At 32.2% G+C, this 12,720-nt stretch carries 9 protein-coding genes and 2 pseudogenes; 1 reads left to right on the top strand and 10 read right to left on the bottom strand.

The features are described from left to right. Nucleotides 1-982: tyrosine recombinase XerC (locus TA89_RS06080; RefSeq protein ID WP_040211771.1), on the bottom strand; the 982-nt coding region annotated here is incomplete at its 3' end. Between the two features lie 507 nt (nt 983-1,489). After that, nucleotides 1,490-2,919, bottom strand: a pseudogene (purB, locus tag TA89_RS06075) (adenylosuccinate lyase). Between the two features lie 139 nt (nt 2,920-3,058). On the opposite strand from purB, the gene TA89_RS06070 reads away from it, so the two are divergent. Further along, entirely contained in the window at nt 3,059-3,283 is a 225-nt protein-coding gene (locus TA89_RS06070) for a DUF378 domain-containing protein (protein ID WP_040211769.1), read from the top strand. Nucleotides 3,284-3,321: 38 nt separating this feature from the next. On the opposite strand, the gene TA89_RS06065 is transcribed toward TA89_RS06070, so the two are convergent. The 8 genes and pseudogenes from TA89_RS06065 to TA89_RS06030 all read right to left on the bottom strand — a co-directional run bounded on the left by TA89_RS06065 (nt 3,322) and on the right by TA89_RS06030 (nt 12,690). Continuing rightward, entirely contained in the window at nt 3,322-3,582 is a 261-nt protein-coding gene (locus TA89_RS06065; protein WP_040211768.1) for an HPr family phosphocarrier protein, read from the bottom strand. 131 nt (nt 3,583-3,713) lie between these two features. Beyond that, on the bottom strand, nt 3,714-4,907 hold the full coding sequence (locus TA89_RS06060) for a pyridoxal phosphate-dependent aminotransferase (RefSeq protein WP_040211767.1): 1,194 nt from the start codon (nt 4,905-4,907) through the stop codon (nt 3,714-3,716). A 114-nt stretch (nt 4,908-5,021) separates the two neighbouring features. Continuing rightward, nucleotides 5,022-5,282: a stage V sporulation protein S gene (locus TA89_RS06055; protein ID WP_040211766.1), complete on the bottom strand. Its 261-nt coding sequence runs from the start codon at nt 5,280-5,282 to the stop codon at nt 5,022-5,024. A gap of 158 nt (nt 5,283-5,440) precedes the next feature. Beyond that, nucleotides 5,441-6,988, bottom strand: a complete 1,548-nt coding sequence (gene rny / locus TA89_RS06050) for a ribonuclease Y (RefSeq protein WP_040211763.1) — start codon at nt 6,986-6,988, stop codon at nt 5,441-5,443. A gap of 190 nt (nt 6,989-7,178) precedes the next feature. Further along, on the bottom strand, nt 7,179-8,246 hold the full coding sequence (gene recA / locus TA89_RS06045) for a recombinase RecA (protein ID WP_040211761.1): 1,068 nt from the start codon (nt 8,244-8,246) through the stop codon (nt 7,179-7,181). Between the two features lie 146 nt (nt 8,247-8,392). After that, nucleotides 8,393-8,983 carry a CDP-diacylglycerol--glycerol-3-phosphate 3-phosphatidyltransferase gene (pgsA, locus tag TA89_RS06040; RefSeq protein WP_040211758.1) on the bottom strand — a complete coding sequence of 197 codons (591 nt, stop codon included), beginning with the start codon at nt 8,981-8,983 and terminating at the stop codon, nt 8,393-8,395. Beyond that, nucleotides 8,967-10,305 (bottom strand): annotated as a pseudogene (gene rimO / locus TA89_RS06035) (30S ribosomal protein S12 methylthiotransferase RimO). Before rimO ends, pgsA begins: the two are co-directional and overlap by 17 nt. A 69-nt stretch (nt 10,306-10,374) precedes the next feature. Further along, nucleotides 10,375-12,690 (bottom strand): FtsK/SpoIIIE family DNA translocase, encoded by a 2,316-nt coding sequence (locus TA89_RS06030; protein WP_040211756.1) that lies wholly within the window; start codon nt 12,688-12,690, stop codon nt 10,375-10,377. Between the last annotated feature and the right edge of the window lie 30 nt (nt 12,691-12,720).

Raw genomic sequence — 12,720 nt, 5'->3', positions numbered from 1 at the left:
GATCTTTTAGAGGATTTGAGTTAACAGCTTCTCTTAATCTTTCATCGTCTACATGAGTATATATTTGAGTTGTAGATATATTTTCGTGTCCTAAAATCTTCTGAAGGCTTCTTATATCAACATTACCGTGCTTGTACATTAAAGTTGCAGCGGTATGTCGTAACTTATGAGGAGTATATTTACTGTTATCTAATCCGGCCATATAAGTATACTTTTTTACTATGCGTTCAACGGATCTTTTGTTTATTCTTCGATTCTTAGAACTGATAAATAAGGCTGCTTTTTCTTCTTCAGGAACCTTGGAGGTATCTCTTACAGTAAGATAATCATCGATAGCTCGAAGGCATGCGGGGTTTAAATAAATTGTTCTTTCTTTATTTCCTTTACCTATTATACTTAAGGTATCTCCCTTAATTTTATTTACATCTATGCTGCATAATTCCGATAATCTCATGCCACAGTTGAGAAACAAAGTGAGTATACAGTAATCTCTATAATAATTCTTATCACTGGTATCCATATTTAATAGAAGTTTTTTGCTTTCATCTAAAGTTAGATATACAGGGTTTCTCTTGTCAATTTTTGGAGACTCCAACTCAGCTGCGGGGTTTTCATCAATTATTTTAGCTTTGCCAAAGAGGTATTTAAAAAAAGATTTTAAAGTAGCTACTTTTCTGGCTTTTGCATAGTTTCCATTATTTCTATATTCTTCAGAAAATGCTATAAATGCATATAGATCGGATAATTTAATGCTTCTTATAAAATTTTTATCGATTTCATTTATAGGAATTTTTTCGAATTCCACATCATTGCTTACGAGACCTTTATATATCATTAAAAATCTAAAAAACATAGTTAAATCAACTTTATAAGCTCTAACGGTGTTTGGGGATTTTCCTTTAATAGTAGATAAATAATTAAGGAAATCATTCATAACTTCAGGGTAAATATTATTTTGGATGGATTTTATTGAGTATTTCATAATGTAAATAATAAACCTCCTTAATTAATGCTATGTATCTATAATAAACCAAATTTACCCTTGAGTAAATGGACTTTTTTGATATAACGTCGCTAAATGTATATTTAGCGACGTTATTTTAATGTTCAAATCTCTTTTTCTCCTGATTTTTATATGTGACTTTTTTCTCTTTTCTTCTACATATATTGATTTATATAAAAATTACCCTTTTAGAATATCCTTTATTGTAGAATTTATCGCTTAAATAATTCTAAAATCAAATTTTTCGACAAAAGCCACGAGTATTTAATGTATTGTAAAGTATTTTACAGAAAAAAATCTTATATTTGATAATTTTGCTATACCTTTAAAATGAATAATTATAAATTTTGTTCTCTGTAATTAATGTTAATTAAATGTTGGCATTTATCATTTTTATAATACATAACAAATTTTAATTATATCCACAGGAAAATTGTGGAAAAATAAAAACACCCATTATTAATATGGGCGTTTTGTAAAAATATATTACACTGAAACCTCTGAATTAATTCCAAGTAAATCTTTATTATCATCCAATATAGGCTTTACTATATTTTTGATAAAATCTAGCACCTGATTAGGAGCGCGACCTATAAAATTACTAGGATTTAGTATTGAGTTAATTTCTTTTTCTGACATGTTAAAAGCTTTATCATCGATTATTCTGGATATTAAGTCATTAGAAAGGCCGAAAACTTTAACCTGCCTTGCTGCTTCCATTGAATGCATCCTGATTTTTTCATGAAGCTCCTGTCTGTCCCCTCCCCGCTTTACGCACTCCATTAAAATATTTTCTGTAGCCATAAATGGAAGTTCGCTGCTTACATGAGAGGCTATAACTTTATCATATACCACAAGATTGCTTGAAATATTAATATATAGATTCAATACCCCGTCTAAGGCTAAGAAGGCTTCATTTACAGCAATCCTTTTATTAGCTGAATCATCTAGGGTTCTTTCAAACCATTGTGTTGATGCGGTTATTGCCGGATTTAAAGCGTTAACTATGACATATCTTGCCAGAGCCCCCAACCTTTCAGATCTCATAGGATTTCTTTTGTATGCCATAGCTGAAGAACCTACCTGTTTATCCTCAAAGGGTTCCTCTATTTCCTTCATGTTTTGCAGCAGTCTTATATCGTTACTAAATTTGTATGCGCTTTGAGCGATTTCTGATAAAGTGTTTAATATTATTGAATCTACTTTTCTGGGATATGTCTGTCCGGTTACTTCGTAGCTAGCTTTAAAACCCATTTTAGCAGCAACCATCTTATCTAGAGCTTTTACTTTTTCTTCATCATTATTAAATAAATTCATAAAGCTGGCTTGGGTTCCGGTAGTTCCTTTAACACCCCTTAATTTAAATTGGAAATAACAAAATCAAGATTTTCTAAATCTATGATTAAATCCTGAATCCATAAGGTTGCTCTTTTTCCTACAGTGGTTAATTGAGCTGGTTGAAAGTGAGTAAAACCAAGTGTAGGCATATCTTTATAATCGTATGCAAACTTAGAGAGCTGATGAATAAGATTTATCACTTTTTTTCTAATTATATACAGAGCTTCTTTCATTAAAATAATATCTGTATTATCTCCTACAAAACAACTTGTAGCACCCAGATGAATTATTTTTTTTGCATTAGGGCATTGTAATCCGTATGCATAAACATGGCTCATTACGTCATGGCGGATTTCTTTTTCTTTTTGCTCCGCATCTTCATAATTAATATTATAAATATTGTCCTTTAATTCTTTAATTTGAATATCTGTAATATCTAAGCCTAATTCCTTTTCAGCTTCTGCCAGTGCAGTCCATAATTTTCTCCATGTAGTAAACTTCTTTTCCTCTGAAAAAATGTAACTCATTTCTTTAGAAGAATATCTTGAATTTAAAGGTGTATTATATTCTGTTCTCATAACTTCTACCTCCAAGCTTTATATATTTCAGCATAGATAACAACAAGAGTATTATATCATATTTTAAGCTATTAATAGTTCTATTTTTTTATGACGTTAATATAATTTACTAAGTTATATTATATTTGGAGGAGTAGGAATGTATAAATTAAATCTATTTGATAAAATCTCATTCGTATTGGTTTTGCTGGGTGCACTTAATTGGGGGTTAATCGGCCTGACTAATTTAGATTTGGTAGGACTTATCTTCGGTAATATTCCAATCTTACAGAGGATAGTATATATATTTATAGGTGCAGCTGCTATAAATCTGATACTCTTATTATTTAGAAGCAAATGTATTAATATGAAGTTTAAAAAATAATATAAAAATAAGAGATCACAATTTGTGACCTCTTATTTTTACTCTTCTAAAGAGCTGATAAGTTTAATTATTTCTTCAACAGCTAATGTTTCGTCGTCTCCAGAAGGGATTACGTTTATTTTTGAATCTTTTGTTACTCCTAGTGATAAAACACCTATTAGACTCTTAACGTTAGCTTTTTTTCCGTTAAATTCAATACTGATATCGGATTTAAAGGAAGAAGCTTTCTTTACAAGTAGAGTTGCTGGTCTTGCATGTAAACCAGTTGCATTTTTTACTACGACTTCTTTAGTTACCATTATTATATACACCTCTCTGCTTAATATATTTTTAATTTAGATATTGTATATTAATCTTTAAAAAAGATATAACTATTTAATTATAAACATTATTTAGTATAAATTCAATACGTAAACACTATTTATAAAGGTTATTTGATTTCTTCTACAAAGTTCTTAATTCTCTGTATGCCCTCTTGAATATTTTCTTTAGAAATTGCATAGGATAATCTGATGTAGTTATCTAAACCAAAAGCGATACCAGGAATTACAGCTACAAGTTCTTTGCTTAGCAGTGCGTCTGAAAAATCCATGGAACCTGTTATTACTTTACCGTCAACGTATTTACCGATGAAGGTTTCTATATTAACCATGACGTAAAAGGCTCCCTCAGGCTTTATAAAGGTAATATCCTTTATATCTGATAGTTTTTCTACCATCAAATCTCTTCTTGCGCTAAATTCTACAAGCATTGAATTAAGCATATCCTGAGATCCGTTTAAAGCTTCTAATGCTGCATATTGAGATATACTGGTAGGGTTAGATGTAGTATGGCTTTGAATATTACTCATCAGGGATATCAATTCTTTGTTACCTGCTGCATAACCTATCCTCCATCCAGTCATAGCATATGACTTTGATACTCCATTAACAACTATAGTCCTGTGGTAGGCATCCTCACTCACCTTTGCAATGCTTATATGTTTATAATCTCCATATATAAGTTTTTCATATATTTCATCAGAAATAATGAATAAGTTATGCTTCTCTGCAAACTTAGCTATTTCAACTAGCTCTTCATAGGTATATATAGTACCAGTTGGATTATTTGGGCTATTTATTATAATAGCTTTTGTATTAGCGGTTACTTTAGATTCTAAGGCTTTAATATCATATTTATAACTGTTTTCCTCATTACAATCAACAAATACCGGAATGCCATAATATAATTTTATTAATTCTGGGTAGCTGACCCAATAAGGAACAGGTATTAAAACTTCGTCTCCAGGATTTAAAATAGCTTGGAATATATTAGATAAGCATTGCTTAGCTCCAGTAGATACAATTATTTGATTTTCTTCATAGTTAAGCTCATTATCTTCTAAAAACTTCTTAAATATAGCTTTTTTTAATTCTATGATTCCTGAAGCTGGTGTGTATTTGGTCTTACCGCTTCTTATAGCTTCCACTGCAGCATCCTGAATATTTTTAGGTGTGTTGAAATCAGGTTCTCCTGCTCCAAAGCTTATAATGTTTAAGCCCTGCTGTTTCATTTGCTTAGACTTAGCAGTAATAGCTAATGTAAGTGACGGAGAAAGCTTTTGAGCAACTTTAGATAATTTCATTTTTATACCCCCGATAGATTAAAATTATATCTTTATAAGCATCTACATAAATAATATATCATTTAAACGTAAACATGTAAATAATAGATAATAAAAGGGCAAAATGCCCTTTTATTATCTTGGTTGAACTATAAGTTTTATAGCTGTTCTTTCCTCACCATCTATTACTATATCCGTAAAAGCTGGAACACAGACTATGTCCTTTCCGCTTGGAGCTACAAACCCTCTTGCAATAGCTATGGCTTTAATAGCCTGGTTAATGGCGCCGGCTCCGACTGCTTGTATTTCTACAATGTTCTTTTCTTTGATAATAGCTGCAAGAGCACCTGCTACAGAATTTGGATTAGATTTTGTTGAAACTTTTAATACTTCCACAATTATTCCTCCCTATTATATAAACTACAGATATAATATCGTTTACATAAATGAATGTATTATTACAACTTTATATATTCTACATAAATCGCAAAATACCTTTATAATTTCTTACAAAATTAAAAATACATTTTGTTTTCACAAAATGTATTTTTGTCTTATTTTGCATAATCAATAGCACGGGTTTCTCTGATTACGTTTATTTTTATTTGTCCTGGGTATTCAAGTTCATCTTCAATTCTTTTAACTATGTTTCTAGCCATTTCAATAGAGCCTGCATCATCTACTTGATCTGGTTTAACCATAATTCTAATCTCTCTACCAGCCTGAATGGCAAATGATTTCTCAACACCTTCATATGAATTTGCTATTTCTTCAAGCTTTTCTAATCTCTTAATATAAGCTTCCAAAGTTTCACGTCTAGCACCTGGTCTTGCTGCTGAAATAGCATCTGCAGCCTGAACCAATACCGCTTCCAATGACTGCATTTCTACATCTCCATGATGGGCAGCTATTGCATTCACTACCACTGCTGATTCATGGTATTTTTTAGCTAAATCTCCGCCTATAAGCGCATGAGGACCTTCATATTCATGATCTACAGCTTTTCCTATGTCATGTAATAAACCGGCTCTTTTTGCTATAGTAGGATCTAAACCAAGCTCTGAAGCCATTAAACCTGCTAAATGTGATACTTCTATTGAGTGTTTAAGTACATTTTGTCCATAACTAGTTCTATATTTTAGTCTTCCAAGTAATTTAATTATTTCTGGATGAACGGCATTTATACCGGTTTCAAAGGTTGCCTGTTCACCTTCTTCTTTAATCTCGTTATCAAGATCTTTTTTTGCTCTTTCTACCATTTCTTCAATTCTTGCAGGATGGATTCTGCCATCTACAATTAATTTTTCAAGAGCTAATCTTGCAACTTCTCTTCTTATAGGATCAAAACTTGAGAGTATTACAGCTTCCGGAGTATCATCAATGATTAAATCAACTCCTGTTAAAGTTTCCAAAGTTCTAATATTTCTACCTTCTCTTCCAATTATTCTACCCTTCATTTCATCATTTGGAAGGGTAACCACATGGACAGTAGATTCTGAAACATGGTCTGCTGCACATCTTTGAATGGCAGTAGTGATAATTTCTCTTGCCTTCTTTTCAGCCTCTTCTTTAGCCTTTGTTTCTACGTCTTTTATCATTAAAGCTGCATCGTGTTTAATCTCTCTGCTAATTTCATCCAATAAAATTTGTTTTGCTTCTTCGGATGATAATCCAGATATTCTTTCTAATTCTTGTCTCTGCTTATTATATAAGTCCTGAATGCTGGATTCAAGGTTTTGAATTTCTTGAGACTTTTTATTAAGTGATTCTTCTCTTTTTTCCAGTAAATCACTCTTTTTGTCTAAAGATTCTTCTCTTTGAATAAGTCTTCTTTCAAGTCTCTGGATTTCATTACGTCGTTCTCTTGTTTCTTTTTCAACATCTGATCTTAATTTGTGAACCTCTTCTTTAGCTTCAAGAATAGATTCTTTTTTCATTGCTTCTGATTGCTTTTTAGCGTCTTCCAGTACTGCTTGTGCTTCATTTTCTACCTTAACAATTTTTTGTTTTGATAGCTTCATTCTTATTCTAAATTCAATAAATAGAACAATACTGAATATAACTAAAACAACTGCAGGATATAATAGTTGCTCAAATTTCATTTAAAACACCTCCTTAGTATCTTGTGTAACCATAGTAAGTTATACCACAAGCCAAAAAGGTGTATCATTGCACAGCAACTTATTGAATATGATAAACCAGTATTTGTATCCATTTTATATTAAATTTTTATTAATGTCAATATAAGAGTAAAAGGAGGCCAAATTAAAAAGCGCAAACAAAGTTTGCGCCTTATTTTTCAGATTTTTTCTTGTCAGCCTTCTCTTCTAAGTCTGCTTCTGGTTTTACCCCTTCAGACATAATAGGAAGATCATGCTTCTTTCTGATTATATTTTCAATTTCCAAGGCTATCTCAGGATTATCTTTCAGGAACTGCTTTGCATTTTCTCTACCCTGTCCTAATCTAGCGTCCTTATATGAGAACCAAGCACCGCTTTTTTGAACGATTTCTTCCTTTACGCCTACATCAAGTATGTTTCCTTCCTTTGATATACCACCATTGTACATTATATCAAACTCTGCCTGTCTGAAAGGTGGAGCAACTTTATTTTTAATAACTTTAACCCTTGTTCTGTTACCCATTATTTCTTCGCCCTGCTTTATACTGTCTATTCTTCTAACATCTAATCTTACTGAAGCATAGAATTTTAAAGCTCTTCCTCCAGGGGTAGTTTCTGGGTTACCAAACATAATTCCAACTTTTTCTCTCAGCTGATTTATAAAGATTGCAACACATTTAGATTTACTGATAGTACCAGCAAGCTTTCTTAAAGCTTGAGACATCAGCCTAGCCTGAAGACCTACGTGAGCATCTCCCATTTCTCCTTCTATTTCTGCTCTAGGAACCAATGCAGCAACAGAGTCTACAACCACCACATCTATAGCTCCTGATCTAACTAAAGCTTCTGCTATTTCTAAGGCCTGCTCTCCAGTGTCTGGCTGAGATACTATTAAATTATCTATATCTACGCCAAGTACCTTTGCATAGCTAGGGTCCAAAGCATGTTCAGCATCAATGAAGGCCACGGAACCGTTGAGCTTCTGAGCTTCTGCAGCTATGTGCAGTGCGACGGTAGTCTTACCGGAAGATTCAGGTCCATAAATTTCGATTACTCTTCCTCTTGGAACACCGCCTATACCTAAGGCTATATCTAAATCTAAGGATCCTGTTGGTATAGCATCGACATTAAGTACACTGTGCTCACCAAGCTTCATTACTGAACCTTTACCAAATTGTTTTTCTATCTGTCCCATAGCAGCTTCAATTGCTTTTAATTTCTCGTTATCAATATTACCCATTAGGGTCACCATCCTCTCACGAACGTTTGTTCTTATTATATTATAAAGTATAGATTATTATAAGTCAACAATAAGTGAAAAAGTTCCATGCAAGGAACTCTTTACTTTACTATTTAAATTATTGACAAAGAAATTAAGTTTAATCTTTATTTATCAATTTTCACAGCATCTTTATTCTTTATAAAATAATCTATTCCGGAAATTATGGTTATAGCTACTGCAAGGTATAAAAGTGCGTTTGGTACATAATAGAAAAATGTTTCCATGAATTTTTTATTTGGAATTAAACTAGATAAAAAATTATTAGTTGTTATATTAACGTTAATAAGAAGCAGGATTATAGCTACAATTTGAATAACTGTTTTAATCTTCCCCCACCAGCTGGCTGCTATTACTACTCCATCAGCTGCAGCAATAGTCCTCAAACCTGATACTGCAAATTCCCTGGCGATTATAATTACTGCAGCCCATCCTGGTACTACCTGAAGTTCTACCAGGGATATTAAAGCGGAAGTTACTAATAATTTATCTGCCAGAGGATCCATGAACTTACCAAACCTTGTAATCTGATTTCTGCTTCTTGCTATGTATCCGTCAAGTTTATCTGTTAGTGAAGCTAGTATAAATATAAATGTAGCTATAACATTTCCATATGGTATACCTTTTACTGCTATAAAAATAAGAAAAACAGGAACTAGAAAAATTCTTATTATTGTAAGTTTATTTGCTAGATTCATCACATACAACTCCTATTAAATCGTATTCTAATGCTTCAATAGTTTTAATTTTTACAATCTCACCTATGCTGAGAGTTTTATCCTTATCTATTAATACAACTCCATCGATATCAGGAGTCATTCCCTGGGTTCTTCCAATATAGAAATCTTCATTTTCGTATTCAATTAATACATCATAAATCTTATTAACCTTTTCGCTATTAATATCCGCAGAGATTTCTTTTTGAAGCTTCATTAATTCCTTTTCTCTTATAGCTTTCACTTCTTCAGGTATTTGATCTTTCATTAATGCAGCAGCACTGCCTTCTTCTTTAGGATATTTAAAGACCCCTAAATTATCAAATCTTATTATTTTAGCAAACTCTATAAGTTCTTGAAAGTCTTCATCTTTTTCTCCTGGAAAACCCACTATTATAGAAGTTCTTAAGGTAATATCAGGAATCTTATATCTAAGCTCTTCTAATGGTTTTTATTATGGATTCTTTGGTGGTTTTTCTTCCCATTGCCTTTAATATGCTATTACTGATGTGCTGTATAAGCAAATCTAAATAACTGCATACCTTACTGTTTGAAGACATCTCTTCTATTAAGTCATCATATAATTCTTCAGGATAGCAGTATAAAACTCTTATCCACTGTATTTCAGTTATTGATGATATCTCTTTAATAAGTTTATGAAGCTGTTTCTTTCCATAAAGATCTATTCCATAACGAGTAGTATCCTGAGCAATTAAAATTATTTCTTTTACTCCCTGCTTTGCCAGCGAGCTTACCTCTTTTAATATGCTTTCCATGGAACGGCTTCTATATTTACCTCTTATTTTTGGGATGATACAGTATGTGCAGAAATTGTCGCATCCCTCTGCAATTCTGACATAGGCAGTAACTTTATTGGTAGTAATTATTCTTTCCCCTTCGTTTATGTTAGAATCACTATAATTGCACTTAATTATTTTTTCATTATCATTAATAAAATTTAGAATGTATGTGTTTATTTTAATATAATCATTTACTCCAAGCATTACATCTATTTCTGGTATTAATTCGGCTAATTCATCACCATACCTTTGTGTTAAGCAGCCTGTTGCCATAAGAAGCTTGCATTTACCCTTCTTTTTATACTCAGCCATTTCCAGTATAGTATCTATGGATTCTTGTTTTGCTTTTTCTATAAAGCCGCAAGTATTGATAATAATTATATCTGATTCTTCAGCGTTATTGGTAATTTCGAAATTTTTATTAATAGAACCAAGCATAATCTCACTATCAATTCTGTTCTTGTCACAACCCAAACTTATAATTCCAACTTTATATTTTGACAATTTGTTTCCTCCTAAGTAGCTAGTCATAGATTTATTTTAAATCTCTTTTATTCATTAAACAAGTATTTTTTAATACTCTTCAGCGTTTTCATTAGATATTAACACTTGTCTGGGTTTGCTGCCATCTCTTGGTGATATTATTCTGTTTTCTTCTAACTGTTCCATGATTCTAGCTGCTCGATTATACCCTATTCTTAATCTTCGCTGAAGCAGTGAAGTAGATGCTTGTCCAGCTTCTACCACTATTCGTATAGCTTCATCCAATAATGAATCTCTATCTTCATCAGTGCTGGTAGAAGATACTTCATTATCAATATGTTCAAGTATTTCTGTTTGATAATTTACTTCAGGTTCGTCGCTCTGACTTTTTATATAGTTCACTACTTTTTCAACTTCACTTTCAGATATAAATGCGCCTTGTATTCTTATAGGTTTAGATTCACCTACAGGATAAAATAGCATATCTCCTCTCCCCAGTAGTTTTTCAGCTCCGGAAGAATCTAATATAGTTCTGGAATCAATTTGGCTGGAAACTGCAAAGGATATTCTGGATGGAATATTCGCTTTAATAACACCGGTTATTACATCTACAGAAGGCCTTTGAGTAGCTATTACTAAGTGCATTCCGGCAGCTCTTGCCATCTGAGCTAACCTTGCTATATACTCTTCCACCTCGTGAGGGCATGCCATCATTAAATCTGCAAGTTCATCTACAATCATAACAATCCATGGGAGTTTTTCTGTTATTTTATTTTTATCAAACAGCTCATTATAGCCTTCGATATTTCTGACACCATTTTCTGCGAAAAGTTTATATCTTCTTGTCATTTCATTTACTGCCCAATTTAATGCTCCGGCTGCTTTTTTGGGATCAGTAACAACGGGGATCAATAAGTGAGGTATGCCGTTATAAATACTTAGCTCAACCACCTTAGGATCTATCATAAGGAGTTTTACTTCCTGTGGTGAATATTTATATAATAAACTCATTATTAAAGTGTTTATGCATACGCTTTTTCCAGACCCAGTGGCACCTGCAATAAGCAAATGCGGCATTTTGCTTAAATCTGTCACCATGCAATTTCCGTCTATTCCCTTTCCTAAAGCAAAGGCAAGATTTTTTGAAGATGATGTATATTCTTTAGATTCTAAAACTTCTCTGAGGAAAACAGCAGTTAAACTCCTATTTGGAACTTCTATTCCTACTGCAGATTTACCAGGAATAGGAGCTTCTATTCTTACTCCTCGTGCAGCAAGGCTTAAAGCGATGTCATCAGAAAGATTTACTATCTTGCTTACTTTTACTCCTGGACTTGGCTGAAGTTCAAACCTTGTAACAGAAGGTCCCTTTGTTACCTGAATGATTTTAGCATCCACTCCGAAGCTGCCTAAGGTTTCTTCTAATTTATTAGCGTTATTAAGAAGCTCTTTTTTATCTTCTTTATTCATTTTAGTGCTTCCGTTTATTTTTAATAAATCCACTGGTGGAAATTCATATTTTACTTCCTCAGGCATACTAGTTATTTTTTCAGAGATTTCTTTGTTTACCTCTTCCGTAATGGTATTATCTATGGACTTATTTCTTTCAGCAGGAGCAGGAGATGAAGGTTTTTCAATTTCATTTTTTGTTTCAGGTATTTCGTTAATTACAATTTCAGAAGGTTCATTATCTTCTAAGGTTGTGCTTTTCATAAAATCTAATATTTTAATTTTATTATTAATTCCCTTAATATAATCAGACTTTTCATCAGATGGAAAAGAGTTAATCTCCTTTGGAGATTCAGGCTCTACAGATTTAGCAGTGCCGTTATTAGCAGTGCGGATTTTCTTCACTTCTTTAGTCTTTTGTTTTACATTTTCTCCTAAGCTGTATAAAGAGATGTCGAAGAGAATTATTGCTGCTATGACATATATGGCTGAAAATATAATAAAGGAGCCTACTACTCCGAATAATTTATAGAAAGGTATAGTTAATAGTAAACCTATAATACCACCGTGGAATAAATCCGCAGATTGAATAATGTTTTTAAAAGAATCAGATATTGAGTTTGATACATAATACTGCTCTAAAGTTATCATCTGTATAAAAAGCAGAGAATTTATCAGCAGGATGGATATACCGTATAATTTCTTTTTAGGCAATGCATCTCCCCGGTGAGCAATTATATTTATTCCATAAATAATGAATATTATTGGAAGTAAATATCCTGTAATGCCTATAAGGGAAAATACAGTTTTCTTTGATATTGTTCCTATAATTCCTGCATTTGAATAGTATAGAGCAAAAATCAGAAGTAATCCTATGGTTATAAGTATTATTCCTTTAATTTCATGATTTAATTTAGTTTTGTTAGCTGTAGTTCTTTTCTTTTTTTTTCTTGACATTAGACCACCCCGATTTAATAATTCTACATA

The sequence above is a fragment of the Clostridium polynesiense genome (genome assembly GCF_000820705.1).
Taxonomy (GTDB): Bacteria; Bacillota; Clostridia; order Clostridiales; family Clostridiaceae; genus Clostridium_AA; species Clostridium_AA polynesiense.
Note: the sequence above shows the minus strand (reverse complement) of the source record. Positions and strands in the feature narration are given on the sequence as shown.